The organism is Mesorhizobium sp. B2-5-11 (genome assembly GCF_006440835.1).
GTDB lineage: Bacteria > Pseudomonadota > Alphaproteobacteria > Rhizobiales > Rhizobiaceae > Mesorhizobium.
On sequence record NZ_VFUK01000002.1, the window covers coordinates 648372 to 668317 of the forward strand.

Annotated in this window: 19 protein-coding genes; 5 read left to right on the plus strand and 14 right to left on the minus strand. The window is 64.5% G+C overall.

Annotated elements, in window-relative coordinates:
* Window positions 1-36: 36 nt before the first annotated feature.
* Entirely contained in the window at window positions 37-1812 is a 1776-nt protein-coding gene (locus FJ490_RS10410) for an ABC transporter ATP-binding protein (RefSeq protein WP_140491551.1), read from the plus strand.
* Window positions 1813-1897: 85 nt separating this feature from the next.
* Here FJ490_RS10410 and ggt read toward each other — a convergent pair whose 3' ends face one another.
* The 5 genes from ggt to FJ490_RS10435 all read right to left on the minus strand — a co-directional run bounded on the left by ggt (window position 1898) and on the right by FJ490_RS10435 (window position 7448).
* The gene (gene ggt / locus FJ490_RS10415; RefSeq protein WP_140563703.1) at window positions 1898-3484 is read right to left on the minus strand and encodes a gamma-glutamyltransferase; all 1587 of its coding nucleotides are present in this window, start codon (window positions 3482-3484) and stop codon (window positions 1898-1900) included.
* Between the two features lie 48 nt (window positions 3485-3532).
* Window positions 3533-4333: an ABC transporter permease gene (locus FJ490_RS10420; RefSeq protein ID WP_140559092.1), complete on the minus strand. Its 801-nt coding sequence runs from the start codon at window positions 4331-4333 to the stop codon at window positions 3533-3535.
* Window positions 4330-5256 (minus strand): ABC transporter permease, encoded by a 927-nt coding sequence (locus FJ490_RS10425; protein ID WP_140728785.1) that lies wholly within the window; start codon window positions 5254-5256, stop codon window positions 4330-4332. Before FJ490_RS10425 ends, FJ490_RS10420 begins: the two co-directional genes overlap by 4 nt.
* A complete protein-coding gene (locus FJ490_RS10430; protein WP_140728786.1) occupies window positions 5256-6338 on the minus strand; it encodes an ABC transporter ATP-binding protein in 1083 nt (360 codons plus the stop codon). Before FJ490_RS10430 ends, FJ490_RS10425 begins: the two co-directional genes overlap by 1 nt.
* Before the next feature lie 69 nt (window positions 6339-6407).
* Window positions 6408-7448, minus strand: a complete 1041-nt coding sequence (locus tag FJ490_RS10435; RefSeq protein WP_140728787.1) for an ABC transporter substrate-binding protein — start codon at window positions 7446-7448, stop codon at window positions 6408-6410.
* Between the two features lie 218 nt (window positions 7449-7666).
* Between FJ490_RS10435 and FJ490_RS10440 the strand changes: the two genes are divergently transcribed.
* Window positions 7667-8368: a GntR family transcriptional regulator gene (locus tag FJ490_RS10440; RefSeq protein WP_181165185.1), complete on the plus strand. Its 702-nt coding sequence runs from the start codon at window positions 7667-7669 to the stop codon at window positions 8366-8368.
* A 141-nt stretch (window positions 8369-8509) separates the two neighbouring features.
* A complete protein-coding gene (locus tag FJ490_RS10445) occupies window positions 8510-9067 on the plus strand; it encodes a TMEM175 family protein (protein ID WP_246670963.1) in 558 nt (185 codons plus the stop codon).
* Between the two features lie 158 nt (window positions 9068-9225).
* Here FJ490_RS10445 and FJ490_RS10450 read toward each other — a convergent pair whose 3' ends face one another.
* The 5 genes from FJ490_RS10450 to FJ490_RS10470 all read right to left on the minus strand — a co-directional run bounded on the left by FJ490_RS10450 (window position 9226) and on the right by FJ490_RS10470 (window position 13232).
* Complete coding sequence (locus FJ490_RS10450; protein WP_348640072.1) at window positions 9226-9966, minus strand: carboxymuconolactone decarboxylase family protein; 741 nt, start codon at window positions 9964-9966, stop codon at window positions 9226-9228.
* Between the two features lie 63 nt (window positions 9967-10029).
* The gene (locus FJ490_RS10455; RefSeq protein WP_140491532.1) at window positions 10030-10488 is read right to left on the minus strand and encodes a cupin domain-containing protein; all 459 of its coding nucleotides are present in this window, start codon (window positions 10486-10488) and stop codon (window positions 10030-10032) included.
* A gap of 56 nt (window positions 10489-10544) precedes the next feature.
* Window positions 10545-11561 (minus strand): zinc-dependent alcohol dehydrogenase family protein, encoded by a 1017-nt coding sequence (locus FJ490_RS10460; RefSeq protein WP_140728788.1) that lies wholly within the window; start codon window positions 11559-11561, stop codon window positions 10545-10547.
* 16 nt (window positions 11562-11577) lie between these two features.
* On the minus strand, window positions 11578-12030 hold the full coding sequence (locus tag FJ490_RS10465; RefSeq protein WP_140728789.1) for a cyclophilin-like fold protein: 453 nt from the start codon (window positions 12028-12030) through the stop codon (window positions 11578-11580).
* 11 nt (window positions 12031-12041) lie between these two features.
* The gene (locus FJ490_RS10470) at window positions 12042-13232 is read right to left on the minus strand and encodes an MFS transporter (protein WP_140728790.1); all 1191 of its coding nucleotides are present in this window, start codon (window positions 13230-13232) and stop codon (window positions 12042-12044) included.
* A 167-nt stretch (window positions 13233-13399) separates the two neighbouring features.
* On the opposite strand from FJ490_RS10470, the gene FJ490_RS10475 reads away from it, so the two are divergent.
* The gene (locus FJ490_RS10475) at window positions 13400-14293 is read left to right on the plus strand and encodes a LysR family transcriptional regulator (protein ID WP_140514273.1); all 894 of its coding nucleotides are present in this window, start codon (window positions 13400-13402) and stop codon (window positions 14291-14293) included.
* A 61-nt stretch (window positions 14294-14354) separates the two neighbouring features.
* On the opposite strand, the gene FJ490_RS10480 is transcribed toward FJ490_RS10475, so the two are convergent.
* From FJ490_RS10480 to FJ490_RS10495, 4 genes are all read right to left on the minus strand, one after another.
* On the minus strand, window positions 14355-14786 hold the full coding sequence (locus tag FJ490_RS10480; RefSeq protein ID WP_140514275.1) for a nuclear transport factor 2 family protein: 432 nt from the start codon (window positions 14784-14786) through the stop codon (window positions 14355-14357).
* Between the two features lie 27 nt (window positions 14787-14813).
* Complete coding sequence (locus FJ490_RS10485) at window positions 14814-15791, minus strand: alpha/beta hydrolase (RefSeq protein WP_140728791.1); 978 nt, start codon at window positions 15789-15791, stop codon at window positions 14814-14816.
* A gap of 118 nt (window positions 15792-15909) precedes the next feature.
* A complete protein-coding gene (locus FJ490_RS10490; protein WP_210239740.1) occupies window positions 15910-16899 on the minus strand; it encodes an alpha/beta hydrolase in 990 nt (329 codons plus the stop codon).
* A gap of 393 nt (window positions 16900-17292) precedes the next feature.
* A complete protein-coding gene (locus FJ490_RS10495) occupies window positions 17293-17697 on the minus strand; it encodes a hypothetical protein (RefSeq protein ID WP_224680503.1) in 405 nt (134 codons plus the stop codon).
* Window positions 17698-17898: 201 nt separating this feature from the next.
* Between FJ490_RS10495 and FJ490_RS10500 the strand changes: the two genes are divergently transcribed.
* On the plus strand, window positions 17899-19812 hold the full coding sequence (locus tag FJ490_RS10500) for a DUF4396 domain-containing protein (RefSeq protein ID WP_140728792.1): 1914 nt from the start codon (window positions 17899-17901) through the stop codon (window positions 19810-19812).
* Window positions 19813-19946: the final 134 nt, after the last annotated feature.

A 19946-nucleotide genomic window follows, 5' to 3' on the forward strand; every position in this document is an offset into this window, starting at 1 on the left:
GCCACAGAATAAATCCCTTGCAGGTTTGCGTCTGCAATGACCTCAGCCACCGAAACAATTCTCGACATCGCCAATCTCTCCGTCTCCGTGCGTGGCGAGGACGGCGAGCGCGACGTCGTCTCCAACCTCTCTCTGACGCTTTCACGCGGCGAGACGCTCTGCATCGCCGGCGAATCCGGCTCCGGCAAATCGATGACCGCGCTGGCGATCATGCAACTACTGCCGCGGCCCGCCGCGCGCATATCTTCGGGCACGATCCGCCTTCTTGGCGGGGATGCGGGCGACACCGATCTCACAGCGCTCGACGAGCGCCGGATGCGCCGCATCCGCGGCGACCGCATCGCCATGATCTTCCAGGAGCCGATGACCTCGCTGAACCCGGTGCTGTCGATCGGCCGCCAGCTCACCGAATCCATCGAGGCGCATACCAGCCTCTCGCCCGCCGAGGCCCGAAGCCGCGCCAGCGAGGCGTTGAAGGCAGTGCGCATTTCGGAAGCCGAAAGCCGGCTGAAACAGTTTCCGCATGAGCTGTCCGGCGGTATGCGCCAGCGGGTGATGATCGCCATGGCGCTGGCGCTGGAACCCGACGTGCTGATCGCCGACGAGCCGACGACTGCGCTCGACGTCACCGTGCAGGGCGAGGTTCTGGAACTGCTGCGCGACCTGCAGCGCCAGCACGGCACCAGCGTCATCCTCATCACCCACGACATGGGCGTGGTCGCCGAAATGGCCGACCGCGTCATCATCATGCGGCATGGCCGCATGGTCGAGGAAGGCAAGACATCGGACATTTTCGCCAGGCCGCAAGCCGAGTACACACGCGAGCTGCTCGCCGCCGTGCCGCGCATCGGCACTGGCGCCGGCCGCCAGAAATCGAAAGAGATTGCCGAGCCGGTTGCGCCGGCGAACGTCGCCGATGTCACCGATCTGCATGTCCGGTTCGACCTGCGTGGCGGCTTCTTCGGCCGGGTCAACCGGCGCGTCCATGCCGTCGAAGGCGTCAGCTTTTCGATCGCGCCCAACGAAACGCTGGCGCTGGTGGGCGAATCCGGCTGCGGCAAGTCGACCACCGCCAAGGCGCTGGCCGGACTGGTGCCTTATACCGGCGACATCGTCATCGGCGGACGCAACCTGTCGGGCCTCGGCCGCGACGAGCGCAAGGCGGTGCGCCGCGACGTGCAGATGATCTTCCAGGACCCCTACGCTTCGCTCGACCCGCGCATGCGCGTCGGCGATCTCGTCGCCGAGCCGCTGGTCATCCATGGCGTCGCTTCGAAGGAGGAGCGCAGGGAGCGGGTGGCGGCATTATTCGAGCGTGTCGGCCTGTCGGCCGGCCAGATGGAGCTCTATCCCCACGAATTCTCCGGCGGCCAGCGCCAGCGCGTCTGCATCGCCCGTGCCCTGGCGCTCAGGCCGAAGCTGATCATCGCCGACGAAAGCGTTTCGGCCCTCGACGTTTCCGTGCAGGCGCGCGTGCTCGACCTGTTGAAGGAATTGCAGCGCGAATTCGGCGTCGCCTACCTCTTCATCTCCCATGATATGGCCGTAGTCGAAAACATCTCCGACCGCGTCGCCGTCATGTATCTCGGCCAGATCGTCGAGATGGGCACGCGCGACCAGGTTTTCTCCAACCCGCGCCACCCTTACACCAGGCGGCTGATCGAAGCTGTGCCGGTGCCCGATCCGGCGAAGCGCAGGAGCCGGTTCGCAAGGCTGGACCAGGAGATTCCGAGTGCGACGCGGAGGCTGGGCGAGAGCCCGCAGAGGCTGGCGCTGAGCGATGTCGGAGGCGGTCACCTGGTGGCGGGGTGAGGGTATGCTGCTCATGTGGGGCGGCGCCGACGCTTCCTGTGGCAACTGCAGCCATATCCGGGCCGCGACGGCTGTCCCGATCCCATCAATACCCAAGCGCCATTCCGTCCTTGCGTGGGTCCGACGCCCCGGTCAGCGTTCCCTTTTCCCAGTCGATCAGCACCGCCTGGCCGCCGCCGAGCGGGTGGTGCGGCTGGGTGATGGCATGGCCGCGGCGGCGCAGGCCTTCGATCGCATCAGCGGGAACACCGCGCTCGGCCTCCACCATGCCGTCATTGTAGAACACTCGCGGCGCATCGAGCGCCTGCTGCGGATCCATGCCGAAGTCGAGCATGTTGGTCAAAAGATGGACGTGGCCGAACGGCTGGTAGCCGCCGCCCATGACGCCGAACGGCATCACCACGCGGCCGTTCCGCGTCGCCATGCCGGGCATGATCGTGTGCATCGGCCGCTTGCCGGGCGCGATGGCGTTCGGATGCGCCGGGTCGAGGCGGAAGCTCGAGCCGCGGTTCTGCAGCACCACGCCGGTCTTCGGGCCGACGACGCCGCTGCCGAAGGAATAATAGGTCGAGTTGATGAAGGAGACCGCGTTGCGGTCGCGGTCGACGATGGAGATGTAGACCGTGTCGCTGCCGGGCAGCTGCACATCCGGCAGGTGCGTCATGGCACGCTGGCGGTCGATCTCGGCGCGCAGCCGCTCGGCATAGGCGGCCGACAGAAGCTCTTTTACCGGCACCGGCACATGGTCCTGGTCGCCGAGGAAACGGTCGCGGTCGCGGTAGGCCAACCGCCCCGCTTCGATCTCCAAGTGCAGGCGCTCGGCGCCGCCGGGGTCGAGCTCGCCGAGCCTGAGCCCCGACAGCACATTCAGCATCACGAGCGCCGTCAGCCCCTGATTGTTCGGCGGCATCTGGTGGATCTCGTGGCCGCCATAGGAGACGCTGACCGGCGCTACATAATCGCCCTTGGTCGAAGCGAAATCCTCAAGCGAATGCAGTCCGCCCAACGCCCTGAGCCGGCTCACAATGTCGTCGGCCACGGTGCCTTCATAGAACCCGGCGCGGCCATGCCTGGCAATGATGCGTAAGGTGGCGGCAAGCTCCGGCTGCCGGTGCACGTCGCCGGCCCTGGGCGCCTCGCCGCCCGGCAGGAAAATGCGCGCGGCGTGCTCGTCGGCCGACAGGTCGGTCTCCGGTTCGGCCCAGTCGAAGGCGACGCGGTCATGCACGACATAGCCGTTCTCGGCATAGTTGATCGCCGGCGCCAACACCTCTGCAAGGTCCTTGCTGCCATGGTCTTCCAGCAGCCTGCACCAGGCGTCGATCGCGCCGGGCACGGTCACGGCATGCGGTCCCTGTTTGGGAAGTTCGCTGAAGCCTTTGTCGCGATACCAGTCCACGGTCGCCTTGGCGGGCGCCCGGCCGGAGCCATTGAAAGCCAGCACGTGTCCCTGCCCCGCGGGGCAATAGAGGACAAAGCAGTCGCCGCCTATGCCGGTCGATTGCGGCTCGACCACGCCCTGCACGGCGGCGGCGCAGACAGCGGCGTCCATGGCATTGCCGCCGGCGCGCAGCATGTCAATGGCTGCAAGCGTCGAAAGCGGATGCGAGGTCGCGGCGATCGCTTCGGTGGCACGGACCGGCGAGCGGCCGGGAAACTGGAAATCACGCATTCTGTCCGAATATCTCCTGGTCACTTGAAGCCAATTGGTCCGGTGAAATCAATGCCGTCTGCCGAAGATCTGCGCCACCGACAAGAGCACGACCGACAGCACGATCAGGCAGGTCGAGATGGCAGCGATCGTCGGGTCTATCTGGTCGCGCAGGGCGTTGAACATGCGGCGCGTCAAGGTCGTCGTCTCGCCGCCCGAGATGAACAGCGAAACCACCACTTCGTCGAAGGAGGTGATGAAGGCAAACAGCGCGCCCGAGACGATCGAGAAGCGGATCTGCGGCATGGTAACTTGCCAGAAGGCGGCTACGCGTCCGGCGCCCAGGCTGCGCGCCACGCGCTCCTGGTTCATGTCGTAGGAGCGCAGGCCCGAAAGCACCGTCAGCACCACCAGCGGCAGCGCCTGCACCGTATGCGCGATGACCAGGCCGGTCAGCGTGTTGTTCAGCCCGATGCGCGCGTAGAGGAAGAAAGTGCCGATGCCGATCAGGATCACAGGTACGATCAGCGATGCCGTCATCAGTGCGTTGATGCTGCCGTTGAAGCGCAGCGTGCCGCGATTGATGGCGTAGGCGGCGGCCGTGCCGAGCGGCGTCGCCACCAGCGCTGTCATAACGGCCACCTTGACCGAGACGACCGTCGCGTCGCGCCACTCCGGCGACTGGAAGTAGGTCTGGTACCAGCGCAGCGACCATTGCTGGGGCGGAAACTGCAGCAGCGTCGAATCCGAAAACGACATGATGACGATGATGACCGACGGCGCGATCAGGAACAGCAGCACGAGGCCGCCCAGCGCATAGAGCCACAGACGTTGCCGGTGCGAGATCGGCAGGCCGACATCTCCACTCATCGCGAACTCCACACACCTGTGGCGCGCGCGCCGAGCAGCCACTGGAACAGGCCGAGCAGCGCCAGCGTGACCGCGAGCAGCACGACGCCGAGCGCCGCGCCGGCGCCCCAGTTGGAATAGAGACTGGTGGTCTGTTCCATGCGCATCGCCCACATGACAACCTTGCCGCCGCCCATCAGCGCCGGCGTGACGAAAAAACCGAGGCACAGCACGAAGACGATGACCACGCCCGAGGCGAGGCCGGGCAGCGACAGCGGAAAGAAGATCTGCCGGAAGGTGGCGACGGGGCCGGCGCCCAGGTTCATCCCGGCGCGCAGGCAGTCGGTGTCGATGGTCTTCATCGAGGCGTAGAGCGGCAGCACCAGGAACGGCAGCAATATATGCGTCATGCCGATGACGACGCCGGAAAAATTGTTGGCCAGCGGCAGCGGCTGGCTGATGACTCCGAGGTCGATCAGCCAGCTGTTGATCAGCCCCTTGCGCTGCAGGATCACCAGCCAGGCATAGGTGCGCACCAGCACCGATGTCCAGAACGGCAGGATGACGAAGATCAGGCAGATCGACGCCGCCCGGCGCGGCAGTTGCGACAGCATATAGGCCAAGGGATAGCCCAGCAGCACGCAGGCGGCGGTGACGATGAAGGCGACCTTGAAGGTGGTGAGGAAGGTCTTGATATAGGAGGCCTGCTCGAAGAAGCGCGCATAGTTGGCGGCGCTCAAGACGCCGACCTCGTCGAACAGCGACAGCCAGAACAGCCAGCCGATCGGCACGATGATGATGGCAAAGACGAAGAACAGGCTTGGCGCCAGCAGCGCCAGCAGCCGAAACTGCTCGCGCCGCGCATCGGCGCGCAACGCATGCGCGTTCAGGTCCTGGGTCATGGCGCCAATTGCCTCGTCCATCGTGGCGGTTTGCACGCTCATCAGTCCGCCGCCACCAGGATCGTATCCTGCGCATCGAGGCCAAGCGCGATCGGCTGCCCGGAGGCCGGCAACCTGGCCAGCACGTCGCTGCGGCAATAGTCGCGCAATGTCAGCTGCCTGCCGTCGCGCAGCACGGCGTAGCAGACGAAGCTGTCGCCCTGATAAATCACGTCACTGAGCGTCGCGCTGAGCACGTTGACGCCCTTGGCCGGCTCTGCATTTGACAGCAGCCGCAGCTTTTCCGGCCGCACTACCATCAGCTGCTGGCCCGATGCCGGCGCCGGCGCCGCGGTGTGGATTTGCCTGTCCTCGTACCAGACCGAACCGGAGCGGCATTCGACGGGAATGAAATTCGATTCCCCGATGAAGCCGGCGACGAACCGGGTGCGCGGCGCGGCGTAGAGAATTTCGGGCTTGTCGAGCTGCTCGATGCGCCCGGCATTCATGACGGCGATACGATCCGACATGGTGATCGCCTCGCGCTGGTCGTGCGTGACATAGACAGTCGTCATGCCAAGCCGCCGATGCAGGGCGCGCAGTTCGATCTGCATGTGCTCGCGCAGGCCCTTGTCCAACGCCGACAGCGGCTCGTCCATCAGCACGATGCGCGGCTCGAACACGATGGCGCGCGCCAGCGCCACGCGCTGGCGCTGGCCACCGGAGAGCTGGTCGACGAGCCGTTCGCCGAGGCCCTGCAACTTCACCAGCTCCAGCGCTTTTTCGACGCGTTCCACCGTCTCGGCGGCCGGAACGCGGCGCTGCTTCAGCGGAAAGGCGATGTTGTGGAAGACGTTCATATGCGGGAACAGGGCATAGTTCTGGAACACCATGCCGATATTGCGCCTGTGCGGCGGCGTGGTGATGATCTCCTCGTCGCCGACCTTGATTGAGCCGGCATTGGCCCTGACGAATCCCGCCAGGATCATCAGCAGCGTCGTCTTTCCGGAGCCGGAAGGGCCGAGCAACGTCAGGAATTCGCCGGCCGCGACGTCGAGATTGAGGTCGCGCAGCACCGATACGGAGCCAAAACGTTTCTCTATCGCGCGCATGCCGATCGGCAGCGCGGATGGCGCAATGGACAAGATTGTTTTCTCCTAGGCAGGACTCCAAGAAGCAGGGCCAGGCGGCCCCGCAATGTCAGGGTTTCCGGTCTATTGCTGGATCAGATTGTTGAACTTCTCCGTCGCCTCGACGAGGTTGTCGCGCCAGAACTCGGCGTCCTGCAGCACCTGCTTCTTGACGTTCTCAGGCGACGAGTTGATGTCCTTGATCCGCTCCGGCGGGATCTTCCCGGTCTCGAACGCCTTCTCGTTGACCGGTCCGTTGTCGACATAAAGCGGCAGATTGGCCTGTAATTGCGGACTGACGAACATCGCCAGCGCCTTCATCGCGACCTCCTTGTTCTTGGCGCCCTTGGGAATGACCATGCAGTCGGCGGTGAGTACGCCCTGGTCGAAGGAGAAGCTGACCGGCGCGCCTTCCTTCTTCAAGGTGCCGGCGCGGCCGTTCCAGATGCTTGCCATGTCGACCTCGCCGTCCTTCACCAGTTGCATGGCCTGCGCGCCGGAAGTCCACCAGGCATCGACATGGCCACGGATCTTGTCGACCGATTTCAGCGCGCCGTCGATGTCGACAGGATAGACCTTGTCGATCGGAATGCCTTCGGCGAGGGCTGCAACGCTAAGCGTCTCCGTCGCCTGGCTGCTGCTCAGTGCGCGCCGTCCGGGAAACTTCTCCACATTCCAGAAGTCGGCCCAGGTCTTGGGGCCTTTGTCACCGAATACGTCGGTCCGGTAGACGAGTACCACGGAGGTGTAGGAGATGCCGACCCAGTCGTCATGCACGAGCTTGGGATTGATGCCGCTCTTGTCGATGAGGTTGTAGTCGAGCTTTTCGAAAAGCCCTTCCTTCGAGCCGCGCGCGCATTCGTCGGCGCCGAGCTCGGTGATGTCCCACTTCACCGCGTTGCCTGTCACCTGCAGGCGCACGTCATCGAGACCGTTGGTCGTGTCTTCCTTGATGGTGATGCCGAGCGTATCGGCGGTCGGCTTGAAGAAGGCCTTGGCCTGCGCCTCCTGATAGGTGCCGCCCCATGAGGCGACGGTAATGGTGTCGCCTGCCGCGGCGGGCGCCGTGACCGTGGCCATGAGGCCCGCTATGGCAACGACGCTAATGCCTTTGGTGCTGTTCATTTCGGTTCTCCAACCGGTGTTCCCATTGTTTTTGATTTCGCATGCGATTTTGTATACAATTTTGAGTGTAGCTCGGGGATCAGCGAAGTCAACACCGCTCGGCGGGGCCTTGGGGCCACCGACCCGGGGCCGGGGAATGGCAAAACGCGCCGATTTTGAATACAGCTACGCGCGAAACACATCGATTTCCGGCACGGACCGGAGACTGGATACGGAACTTGGCCAAGGAAACAAAAAACACGCTGCGCGACTCGGTCTATTCCGCGCTCAAGGCAATGATCGTGACCGGCCAGATCCCGCCGGGCGCGCGCGTCACCGAGAGCGACATTGCGGCAAAGCTGAATGTCAGCCGCACGCCCGTGCGCGAGGCCTTCAACCGCCTCGAGCGCGACGGGTTGGTCACCGGCCGGCCGCGGCAGGGCTACGCCGTCACCGAGTTCGACATAAACATGTTCCGCGAGGCCTTCGACATCCGCGAACTGCTCGACGGCCACGCCACCGAACTGGCGGCGGCTGCGGCCACCGAGAAAGACAAGGCGCGGCTGCGCGCCATGCTGGCCGAATGCGAGAGGCTGGCCGCCATTGCAGATCGAACCACAAGGGAAAAATTCCAGGAGCTTGAAGTCGGCATCGATCTGCACCGCGTCATCGCCGAAATCAGCGGCAATGCCATGCTGCACGGCATGCTGTGCGGCATCCTCGACAAATGCCAGCACTATGTCTGGACGGAACTGCTGTGGCTCGACGAATGGAAGATCGCCCGCGACGAGCATGCCGAGATCGTCGAGGCGATCTGCGCCGGCGACGCCAAGCGCGCCGGCGCCCTGGCGCGCGCCCATGTGCGCGGCTCGCGCGAGAACGTGCTGCGCCTGCTGCAGGCCAAATCGGATTACCAGAGCTTTCTGGCCAAGGCGTCGTGAGCGGGGTTGGACTTGGCGCGAAGCAACGCGTTAGCGATCTCAACTGGGCAGCCATGGATATTGCGGGTGGCGATGCTACCATAGGCCGGACGAACCTCGACAAGGACACTCCAGGTGCTTCCCTCGACAGGGCTTGAGCGATTGAGCGCATTTTCGGATGGCGTGTTCGCCGTCCTTATCACCGTGCTCGTGCTTGACCTGCGCCCACCGGAGGTGCCGACCTTCACTGCGTTGCTGGCCTTGTGGCCGACATGGCTGAGCTACGGCGTGAGCTATCTCTTCATCGCCATCGTCTGGGCGAACCACCATCATCTCCTGCGCCATGCCACGGCGGCGACGACCAGCCTGATGTGGTACAATTTCGCGCACCTGTTCTCGGTGTCGCTGCTGCCGCTGGCAACCGCGTGGATGGCGGTCAGCGAGCTGGCCCCGCAGCCGGTGGCGTTCTACGCGGTCGTCTTCTTCCTGGTGAACCTGACCTACATTCTCCTGATCCGGGAACTCATCGACCCGATGCCGGCCGACACCGTTCCGCTCAAGGTGCGCAAGGTCATGCGCATCCGCTCGATGGTGACGCTGTGCCTTTTCGGCTTGGCGGCGGTCGTCGCCCTGAAATACCCGATCGCCGGACTGGCGATCTGTTGCTGCTGCCTGACGGTCTATCTCCGGCCGGAAGCGCCGGGATCGCGCGCCGGCTGAGCGCAATGTCAGGTCATGCCGCCCGCGTCGGCTTTCGGCCTCGATCCGCCAGACCGCCCTGAATTTGCGCTGGGCAGTCTCCAGATGCTCGCCGCATCGCCACTTGGCCGCGTCAGGCCGCGCGGCTCGAACGGCAGGGTCGTTACGGTCGAAAATGATCAGTCGGCGGAGCGCTTCTCGAATACGGAGCGTGCGACCGGGGCTGCCGAGAAAGCGTTTGGCCATCCCGCGTAATAGGCGAGATGACTGATCACCTCCGAGGCCTCGGCGCGCGTCAGTCCATTATCCATGGCCCTGTTGAGATGATAGGGAATCTGCTCCACCTGACCGGCGGCGACCAGCGCGCTGACCGTCACCAGGCTGCGGTCGCGCGGCGCGAGATCGGGACGCAGCCACAGGTCGCGAAACAGCACTTCCGTCGTGTCGCGCACCAGGCCCGGCGACGCCGGTCCCGTGCCTTGCTCGACCCGTGCGGCACGATCGGCCTCCGCCTTTTCGTCGAGCGGCAGCAAATCGACGACAGCCTTGGGGAGCTGGTCCGACCCGATGCCGCGTGCCTCGAACACCGCTTTGGCGATCGCCGTGGCTGCCATCGCGTTGCCCCACCCGGCATAGAAGGCAAGATGCGTGATCATCTCCGAGATCTCGGCCGGCTTCACGCCACTGTCGAGGGCGAGGCTCAACTGCTCCGGCAGGAGTATGCCCTGGTTGCGGGTGACCACCGCCGCGATGGTGACGATGCTGCGATCGCGCCGCGACAGGCCGGGGCGCTTCCAAACGTCATTGGCAAGCTTGTCCGTCGCATAGCGCGCAAGGGCGGGCGAGACGGCCTGCACATCCTCTGGAGGCAGGCTGCCGGTCTGCGATCCCGTCTGCGCCGCAGCGTCGGCAGCCCCCATCGACAAAGCGAGTGCGAGAATGGTTGAAGGTTTCATGATGATGCCTTTCGTTCCTGCGTACGGTCAGCGGTATTGCTCGTCGGAGACAGGCTCCAGCCAGTCGACATTCTTGCCGTCATGCATGTAGCTCAACGCGATATGGGCCATCGGGCTGGTGGCGGTCGCGCCATGCCAGTGCTTCACCCCGGCGGGAATCCAGACGACGTCGCCTGGATTGATGACGAGGGCCTCCTTGCCGTCTTCGCGAATCCAGCCTTGGCCTGATGTGACGATCAGCAATTGACCGGCAGGATGGGTGTGCCAGACGGTGCGCGCTCCGGGAGCAAAGTTCACCAGCCCTGTGCTTGCGCGCGTTATCTCGGTGGCGGGAAACAGCGCAGTGATGACCGCTTGCCCGATAAAGTTTTCTGCCGCTCCGATCATCGCCGGCGTGCTGCCGTTTGTCCGGATTTCGATGCCCTGCGCTTGCACGGGCATGCCTCCCGCCACACTCGCGGCCGTTGCTGCCAGGATTTTCTTCATTTTGGTCTCCTTGAGGTTTGCTCCCCTGCATTTGTGGGCTGAACGCAGTGCGGCGCTTACAGACGAAGCAGCGTCTTGATCGCCCGCCTCTCATCCATGGCGCGATAGCCCTCGGCGACATCGGCCAGCGGCAGGGTCAGGTCGAAGACCTTGCCGGGATTGACCTTGCGCTCCAGCACCAGATCCATCAGATGCGGAAGAAAACGGCGCACGGGCGCGGGGCCGCCGAGCAGGCTCTTCTGGGCGAAGAAGAGGCCCTGGCCGTCGAGCTGGACGCCATGCGGCACGCCGACGAAGCCGATCGAGCCGCCGGGGCGGGCGCAGTTGATCGCCTGCATCATGGATTCCTGCGTGCCGACGCATTCCAGCACGGATTCCGCGCCGACGCCGTGGGTCAGCTCCTTGATCCGCGCCACGCCGTCATCGCCGCGCTCCGAAATGATATCGGTGGCGCCGAATTCGAGCGCGAGATCCTGGCGCGTCTTGTGGCGGCTCATGGCGATGATGCGCTCAGCGCCCATCTGCTTGGCCGCAAGCACGCCCATCAGCCCGACCGCGCCGTCACCCACGACGACCGCGGTCGCGCCGGGCTCGACGTGCGCGGCGTCGGCGGCATACCAGCCGGTGCCAAGCACATCCGATGCCGCCAGCAGGCTCGGGATCAGATCGTCCTCGGGCATGCCGGGGGTGGCGACCAGCGTGCCGTCGGCAAGCGGCACGCGCAGCATCGGCGCCTGCGCCCGGCTCATGAACTCGCGCTGCTCGCAGGACGAGGGGAAGCCGAAGCGGCAATGCGGGCAGGTGTTGTCGGAGGTGCAGAACGAGCCGACGACGAACTGGCCGGGCTTCACCGCTCTCACCGCGCTGCCCACTTCCACCACCACGCCGCAATATTCGTGGCCCATATGCATCGGTTCGTTCAGCGGCTGGAGCCCGCGATAGGGCCACAGGTCGGAGCCGCAGATGCAGGTGGCCGAGAGCTTGAGGATGGCGTCGGTGGGATGAAGGATTTCGGGCTCCGCCACTTCCTCGCAGCGGATGTCGCCGGCACCGTAGAGAACTGTTCCGAGCATGGTTTTCTCCTTGAGCCTATGTCAGGCGTTCTATGCGTATGTTGAAGCGTCCGCCGCGCAGCAGCGGCGCGATACCGCTGTCGAGCCGGCCGAGCCGGATCAGGCCGCGCGAATACCGGTAGGGGCCATAAAAGAAGATGAGATTGCCCCAGGGCGCGTAGTAGGCGATGTCGCCGATGGCCTCACTGTCGAACGGGCCGCTGCCCTCGATCCGCAATTTGCGCGGCAGGTAGCCGATCTTCTCGACGGATGCGTAGTCTTCCAGTGTCAGGTCCAGCGGCAGCATCGCGGCGAAATCCTGCGCGCTCAGATTGTCGAACAGGGAGGCCGTCAGGCGCATCGCGTCCACTTCAATAGCAATCCTCATCAACGATTTCTCCTGTCCGTCCGTTCCGCGGGCTTGGCCTGGCGCGGCGGAGGGCGCGAACGCGGCTGCCAGTGCGGCGGCAACCGCGGTGCGGCGCGTCATGTGGCTGCGTGTCATGGCGCGTCCTTGCCATGATCATGGGCGGCTGCCGCCGCGGCCAGCGCGGATCCCACAAGCAGCACCGCGCCAAGTGCGAAGGGGCTTCGCCAGCCGAGCGTGTCCAGCAGCAGGCCGCCGCCCGCCGCGCCGAGCGTGATGGCGAACTGGATGACGGCGACCTGCAAGCCGCCGCCGGCTTCGGCATCGTCGCGCAGCGCGCGGCTCAGCCAGGTGCCCCAGCCGACCGGCGCCGCGGTTCCGAAAAAGCCCCAGCCGACGAGCAACGCGGTGACGGCCACCGGCATCGATCCAAGCACGATCAATGCGACGGCCAGCAGCGCCATGGCCAGCGGAATGATGATGACGATGCTGTAGAGCCGCGTCTTGAGCAGCCGGCCTATGGTCCAGGTGCCGGCGACGCCTGCTAGTCCCATCACGAGCAGGATCGCCGAGAGCGCCGAAACACCGACACCGGTCACGGTTTCCAGGAAAGGCCTGAGATAGGTGAAGAGCGCGAACTGGCCCATGAAGAGCATCAGGATCGAGGCCATGCCAAGCGCGACCTGACGGCGCAGCAGCAGCCGGAGGACATTGCCCGACGCCTTGCGGCCGCGTGGCGGCAGCGCAGGCAGGCTGAGGCCTTGCCAGACGAGGGCAAAGAGGGCCAGCGGCACCACGAGGAAGAACGCGCCGCGCCAGCCGACATAATCGCCGAGCAGGCTTCCGAGCGGCGCCGATATGGTTGCCGCGATGGCGTTGCCGGCGTTGATCATCGCCAGGCCCTCGGACACGGAGTCCTCCGGCACGAGGCGCATCACGATCGCGGTGGACATCGACCAGAAACCGCCGATGGCAATGCCGAGCAAGACGCGGCCGATCATCAGCACGGCATAGTTGGGCGCAAAGGTCACCACCAGGCCGGACACGGCGAGCAGCAGCGAGAACGACGTCAGCACCAGCTTGCGGTCGATATGCCGCGTCAGGCCGGCGATGAACAGGCTGGTGAGGACCGCGAAGATGCCGGAGACCGAGATTGCCTGTCCCGCCCGGCCTTCGGTGATGCCGAGCCCGTCGGCGATCGGCGTCAGCAAGCTGACCGGCATGAACTCGGAAGCGATGAGGACGGCGACGCAAAGCGTCATCGAGAACACCGCACCCCATGCTGCCCGAGGCTTCACCAGCCTGTCGTCGTAAGTCGTTTCCATCAGCCGTCACCACGCACAAAAAGCCAGCCGCCGGAAAACGCATCGGCGGCCTGTTCGCGACAGGAGATAGCGCCGGACTATTGGAATGATTAGCGGCTGAAAGTCGCTTGAACTTATCGATGCAGGCCATAAATAACGTCGGGCCGTATTCAGCGGGGCAGAAGGCCATGCGCGAAAACTTCAACGATCTTCTGTGGTTCCTGATGGTGGCCGAGGAGCGCAGTTTCACCAAGGCCGCCGCCAAGATCGGTATTACTCAATCGACCCTCAGCCACACCATCAAGCGGCTCGAAACGCGCCTGGGCCTGCGGCTGCTGGCGCGAACGACGCGCAGTGTCTCGACGACCGAGGCGGGGGAGCGGTTGCGTCAATCCCTGGCACCGCGCATCGTCGATATCGAAACCGACATCGCGGCGCTGACGGCCTATCGCGACAAACCCTCGGGGACCGTGCGCATCACCGTCTCCGATCATGCGCTCGAGCAGCTGGTCTGGCCGAAACTGCGGCCTGTCCTTGCCGACTATCCCGACATCAAGCTCGAATTCAGCCGGGACAACGGATTGCGCAACATTGTCGAGGATGGTTTCGATGCTGGCGTGCGGCTTGGCGAAAGCGTGGAGAAGGACATGATCGCCGTGCGCATCGGGCCGGACTGGCGGCTTGTTGCCGTAGGCTCGCCGGCCTACATCGCCGGACGTGGCGTGCCGAAGGCGCCGCAAGACCTGATCGGCCACAATTGCATCAACCTGCGCATGACCAGCGCCGGTGGCCTCTATGCCTGGGAATTCCAGAAGGCCGGCCAGGCTCTGCGTGTGCGCGTCGATGGCCAACTCGTGTTCAACTCGACCCTGCCGATGGTCGACGCCGCCATTGCCGGCTACGGGCTTGCCTATGTGCCCGAGGATCTGGTCACGGCGCATGTTGCCGCCGGCCGGCTGCAACTCGTGCTCGACGATTGGGCGCCGAAATTCGCCGGCTATTACCTATACTATCCAAGCAGTCGCCAGAACTCGCCGGCCTTCAAGGTCATTGTCGACGCGCTTCGAAAACACAGCCAATGATGGCCACCACACAGAAGCCGAGGAGGGGGCTGAGCACAACCGGGAATGGGAGCGGCGGACCTCAGATGATGCCGTGCTTCCTTAACAGCGCCTGCTCATCGCCCGCCACCCATCCGAATATCTTCGGCTCCCCGTCGAGTTTCCGGACAAGGTAGTGAACGTCGAAATCTATCCCGACGTCCGCTTGGCCCTCGCGGGCATAGGTCGCGGTCCACGCAACATGGGCAACGCAATGATGCTCGTCGATCGGCGAGATGCCGATGTCGCGTATCCGCATCTCTTTCGTTCCGATCGCCCGGTAGTGAGCATAGCCCTGAGCCATGACTTGCTTGAGTTGATCGTCGTTCTTTCCGGTCACGACGCCGGCAGGCGAGGCGGCTATGAACTCCGACGTGTAGAGCGACGCGGCCTCATCCATATCCATGCCGCCGCCAAGCGACTCCTTGAAAAACCGCTGATAGCGTTCAAAAAATCTCTTTACGCTCATCTCCATGATTTCCGCTCCGGTCGTGTCCTCGGATCAGCGCTGTTCCCGCACGCTCCGGAGGAAATGGATCATCGCGGCGTTGACCTCGTCCGGGCGTTCCTGCTGGGTCCAGTGCCCGCAGCCGGGCAGCATCAACTTGTCGCGGAGTTGCGGGACGAAATTTCCGAGATTGGCCAGTAACTGGTCCATTCCGGGGAAGGCGACCACCAGATCGCGGTCGCCCGCTATATAGAGCGCGGGAACCTTGATCCGCGCGCCCGCAAAGGGCGCCATCAGCTCCCAGTTCCGGTCGATGTTGCGGTACCAGTTGAGACCTCCCGCGACACCGGTGCGCTGGAACTCGCCGGCGTAGAAATCGAGGTCGCCTTGGCTGAGCCAGGGCGGTAGGCCCGGCGGTGCCTCGACGGCTTGCAGGAAACCTCCATCATGTGGAACCATGCCGATTCCACCCGCGCTCGTGCCCGAGGCATCCCCCGATGCGGCGTAAAGCATGGCCCGCACCGTGGTCCGGGGGTCCCGCTCCAGCTCGGCTTCTGCAATGCCGGGTTGCTGGAAATAGAGCTGGTAGAATTGCGAGTCCGTCGTTCGCGGCATCACGCTGGTTGGGCGCACCTTGGCCCGCGGCCGGAACGGCACGCTGAGGCCGATGACGGCTTGGAATCGGTCCGGGCGCATCAGCGCCGCGTGCCAGGCGACGACGGCGCCCCAGTCGTGGCCGGCGATGATGGCGGTCGGCGCTTCGAGGGCGTCGAGAAGGCCCACCATGTCGCCGACCAGATGGAAGAGCGTATACTGTTCGACCGCCTCCGGCCGATCGCTCCTGCCATAGCCCCGCATGTCGGGGGCGACGGCGTGAAAGCCCGCCGCCGCGAGCGCACTCAATTGATGGCGCCAGGAATACCAGGATTCGGGAAAGCCGTGGCACAAGAGCACCAAAGGGCCATCGCCCTGCTCCGCGACGTTGAGGCGGATGCCGTTGGTCTCGACCATTCGCTGCGTCGGCTCGCTCACGGCTGCTTCTCACGCTCGTGTGTCAGTCTCTGTTTAACGGCTGGCGGCGGACGCCGCAACGAGTGACTGTCTCAGGAACGATCAGGGCGATGAATGTCCAAAGCGGATGATCACCGCACTATTTCGCTCCGCGATAGATTTGACTGAAGAAGGCGACCAGCTCCTTGGTGAGGAACTCCGGGTTTTCGTCGGGCAGCCAGTGCCCGGTGTCCGGTGCGACACCGCCGCGCACGTTGATGCCGAGGTCCTTCGCCATGGCGAGTTCCGTCATGCCGTTGCTCTTGTCGCCGGCAAGCGCCAGGATAGGCATGGGCAGTCTGCGTTTCTCAAATTCGGCGAAACGGCGCTCGTCTTCGGGAAAGGCGCGATAGAGCTCGAAGCCGGCACGAAGCCCTCCTGGAGCGGCGTAGGCCCTGGCATAGACCGCTATGTCCTCGTCGGCGACGTGCCTGTAGGCGCGCTTCAGATAGAAATCCCGGATGAACGGGTATTCGTGGCCCGCGACCAACATTTCGGCGATGTCGCGCTGCTGGAACAGCCCGAAATGCCAAAGCTCCGGATCGGGCTTGTGCTTCGCCTCGTTCCATGCGGCGGTGGCCGGAATCGGCACGTCGAGCATCACCAAACTCGCGACCTCGTCCGGCCACTGCGCGGCGTAGGCATAGGCGACCATCACGCCGATGTCGCGCCCGACCAGATCGACCTTGGTCGCGCCGAGCCCGTGGACAAGGGCGCGAATATCGGCGGCCATAGTCGCTTTGTCATACCCGGCGAGTGGCTTGTCGGATTCTCCCGCACCGCGATAGTCGACGGCGACGACGCGGTAGCCGGCCTTCGCCAGCGACGGCATCACATTCCGCCATGTATACCAGGTCTGCGGCCAACCGTGCAGCAGTACCACGAGCGGGCCGGTGGCGCCGCCGCCGATGACATAGTGGAGCCGGGTACCGTTCGCGTCGATATAGCGGTGCTGGAATTGCGCCTCAAAGCCGGGTGGCAGGCCGGTTTGCTGCGTTTCAACAGAGGTTGCGTGCTGCTGTTCTTGCGCGGGTGCGGGGGCGCAGAGCGCGGCAAAGGTCAGCGCCATAGCTGTGACGAGGCACCGCATTCGAGTAGGTCCCTTTAACGTTTGCACGCAGTCCAGCCACGTTGGCCATGAACTCGACCGGCAGTTCATGAACGACGGCGGCGCCGTCTGTCTCGTTCAGCTTCGAGTCGATCCCAAGCTGCTCCAGCGCCGAAGCGATCCGATGCGTGCGCCCGTCGAACAGCTTTCCTGATCCGGCTCTTTCGCTGGATGAAATGATCCTGAATCTCCGGCGTGACCTTGTCCGTCAGCGGGCGTCGTCCGGCCAAACCCCCACGCGCGGGAAAGGTTCCCCCGTGAGCGCCAGGAGGCGTCGCCTGCTAACAGACAACGGTGCGACACTGTTCGTCAATTGGCGGCCTGCTGGTTGATTGTCTTGCAAAAAAGGGCGCGCCGGCGCGGTCGCAGCCATTCTCATTTCACCCTTTGCCGGAACCTGGAATGGCAGCGGTTGGCGAAGGTGATCTCCACGCGGTCGCCCTCGAAGGCTTCGATCAGCGGGCCCGGGCTCACACAGTTATAGGCGAGGATCGGCGTGTCGAGCCTCTCGGCGAACCTCGCGACGGCCGGCTCCGCCGCCAGCCTCGCCTTGAACAGGCCTGGCCGATCAGTTTCGTTGGCAAGCAGCGGCAGGTCGCGCAACGCCTGGCCGTCGGGCAGGGTAACAGCGTCTTGCCTCATCGCGGCCATGTCGTGGCCGGCATGGCCGCCCATATCCATGCCGGGCATCGACATGTCGTCCATCTTCGTCTGCGCCAGTGCGCGCGGGCTCGCCAGAACCGTCGCCAGGCCTGCCGCCAGAAAACCGCGTCGATGCATTTTTTGCTCCTTGCGCCCGATGGAAAGGCCTCGCCGGAAGACCTCGCTCCGACCCTAGAGGTTCCAGTAGCTGGAAGGTCAAGCGGGATCGAGCCGTCGGCGTATGAGAGGAACAGACGGGATCGTATCCGCCACGACCGCGTTCATCCGCAGGAGGGCACAACCTGCCGTTTTATCTGACGACGCAAAGAGGCCGAATCCATGCTTATCCAACCGATCGACTATTTTCTGGTCGCCTGGTTCGTGCTCGCCCTGGCCTCGACGCTCTATGTCGGCGTTGACCAGTACCGCAACAATCCTGAGCCGGTGGTGATGAAATGGGGCTTCATCCTGGTGACGCTCTATATGGGCCCGCTCGGGCTGCTGCTTTACGTGCTCGCCGACAAGGAGCCGCGCCCGGGCGAGCATGAAGCCTTCACCAGTCCGCTCTGGAAGCAGGGCGTCGGCTCGACCATCCACTGTGTCGCCGGCGATGCGACGGGCATCATCCTTGCCGCGGTCGTCACCGCCACGCTCGGCCTGCCGATGTGGCTCGATCTCATCGTCGAATATCTCGCCGGCTTCGCGTTCGGCCTTTTCATCTTCCAGTCGCTGTTCATGAAATCGATGATGGGCGGCAGCTATTGGGAAAACGTGCGCAAGAGCTTCCTGCCCGAGTTCATTTCGATGAACTTCATGATGGCCGGCATGGCGCCGGTCATGAGCTTCCTGATGATGGGCCGCGACATGCGCGCCATGGAGCCGGCCGAGCTGCTGTTCTGGGGCGTGATGTCGCTCGGCGTCATCGCCGGTTTCGCGCTTGCCTACCCCGCCAATGTCTGGCTGGTTGCGCGCGAGTTGAAGCACGGCCTGATGACCGAGCGCCCGCCGGAGGCCGGGAAAGACAACCAGGAGCCCGCTGCCAGAAGGCAGCATGCGCAGACGCAAATGCGGCAGGCCGGTGGCCATGGTCATCGCGAGCATGGCCACGACACGGGTTCCCACAAAAGCAAGGGCGGCCATCAGACGCGGTCGGACGCGACCACGCCGCAGATCGCCGCGCTCGGCGTGGTGTCGCTGATTGCGCTTGGTGTTGGCATGGCCGCTCCGGCGAACTGGCTGAACCTCAGGCTTTCGGCCCGCGACGTCGGCGGGGTGATCATGCCGCAGGGCATGATCATGGACCGTGACACCCCGGCCGACGCCATGCGCGACATGGCGGCGGCCGATCCGCGCCTCGTCACCGCTTTATACGACCTCGCCACCAAGGGCGACCAGGATCTGCCGTTCCGAATGGAGAACGGCGTGAAGGTGTTCGAGCTGAGGCCCTCGGTGATCCGCTGGCAGATCCTGCCGGACGTCGCGGTCGATGCCTATGCCTATAACGGCCAGATTCCCGGCCCGCGCATCCACATCCGGCAGGGTGACCGCATCAGGGTCAACGTGACAAACGATCTGCCTGAGGAAACGACCGTGCACTGGCATGGCCTGATCCTGCCCAACCAGATGGACGGGCCGGCCGAGATCACGCAGGCCCCGATCGAGCCGGGGCAGACCTATTCTTACGAATTCACGGCCACCCAGCACGGCACCTATTTCTACCATCCGCACGCCAAGCCCGACCGCACCCAGGCACTCGGCCTCTATGGCGCCCTGATCATCGATCCCGCCAACCCCGCCGATGAGGTCGCCGCCGACCATGACTACGTCATCGAGTTGCAGGAATGGCTGGTGCGAGAGGGGCTGACCTATCCCTCGATGCCGATGGACGGCGGCATGCCGAACTTCTTCACCATCAACGGCAAGGCCTATCCCTCCACCGAGACGATCCGCATGAAGGTCGGCGAGACCCTGAAGGTTCGCTTCATCGGCACCAACAACGGCTTCATCCATCCGATGCACATTCATGGCGGACCATTCGAGGTCGTCGCACGCGACGGCGAGACCATTCCCCCTTCGGCCCGCTTCCTCGCCGACACCATCAATGTCGGTCCGGGCCAGCGCTATGATGTCGTCTGGACGGCGCGGCGACCCGGCAAATGGCTCATCCACTGCCACATTCCGCACCACACGACGAACAACAATGTCGAGCAAAAGGGTGGCGGCGGGCTGATGGTCGTCATCGACGTCAACTGACGCGGAGCCGGAATTGGCGCTGTTGCGGCATCAGCGCCGCACTTGGCCCGGCGACGGTTGCCCAGAGGTTTGCCTAGACGCCGAGCGGCGCAGGCAGCCTCGGAACACGTGCGGGCCCTGCACGTTGATCCCGA

Coding starts and splice junctions, on each gene's coding strand:
- FJ490_RS10410 (WP_140491551.1), top strand. CDS start 37: ATGACCTCAGCCACCGAAACAATTCTCGACATCGCCAATCTCTCCGTC.
- FJ490_RS10435 (WP_140728787.1), bottom strand. CDS start 7,448: ATGAACAGCACCAAAGGCATTAGCGTCGTTGCCATAGCGGGCCTCATG.
- FJ490_RS10490 (WP_210239740.1), bottom strand. CDS start 16,899: ATGCGGTGCCTCGTCACAGCTATGGCGCTGACCTTTGCCGCGCTCTGC.
- FJ490_RS10480 (WP_140514275.1), bottom strand. CDS start 14,786: ATGGAGATGAGCGTAAAGAGATTTTTTGAACGCTATCAGCGGTTTTTC.
- FJ490_RS10460 (WP_140728788.1), bottom strand. CDS start 11,561: ATGCTCGGAACAGTTCTCTACGGTGCCGGCGACATCCGCTGCGAGGAA.
- FJ490_RS10450 (WP_348640072.1), bottom strand. CDS start 9,966: ATGGGGGCTGCCGACGCTGCGGCGCAGACGGGATCGCAGACCGGCAGC.
- FJ490_RS10500 (WP_140728792.1), top strand. CDS start 17,899: ATGCTTATCCAACCGATCGACTATTTTCTGGTCGCCTGGTTCGTGCTC.
- FJ490_RS10455 (WP_140491532.1), bottom strand. CDS start 10,488: ATGAAGAAAATCCTGGCAGCAACGGCCGCGAGTGTGGCGGGAGGCATG.
- FJ490_RS10475 (WP_140514273.1), top strand. CDS start 13,400: ATGCGCGAAAACTTCAACGATCTTCTGTGGTTCCTGATGGTGGCCGAG.
- ggt (WP_140563703.1), bottom strand. CDS start 3,484: ATGCGTGATTTCCAGTTTCCCGGCCGCTCGCCGGTCCGTGCCACCGAA.
- FJ490_RS10470 (WP_140728790.1), bottom strand. CDS start 13,232: ATGGAAACGACTTACGACGACAGGCTGGTGAAGCCTCGGGCAGCATGG.
- FJ490_RS10495 (WP_224680503.1), bottom strand. CDS start 17,697: ATGCATCGACGCGGTTTTCTGGCGGCAGGCCTGGCGACGGTTCTGGCG.
- FJ490_RS10465 (WP_140728789.1), bottom strand. CDS start 12,030: ATGACGCGCCGCACCGCGGTTGCCGCCGCACTGGCAGCCGCGTTCGCG.
- FJ490_RS10420 (WP_140559092.1), bottom strand. CDS start 4,333: ATGAGTGGAGATGTCGGCCTGCCGATCTCGCACCGGCAACGTCTGTGG.
- FJ490_RS10425 (WP_140728785.1), bottom strand. CDS start 5,256: ATGAGCGTGCAAACCGCCACGATGGACGAGGCAATTGGCGCCATGACC.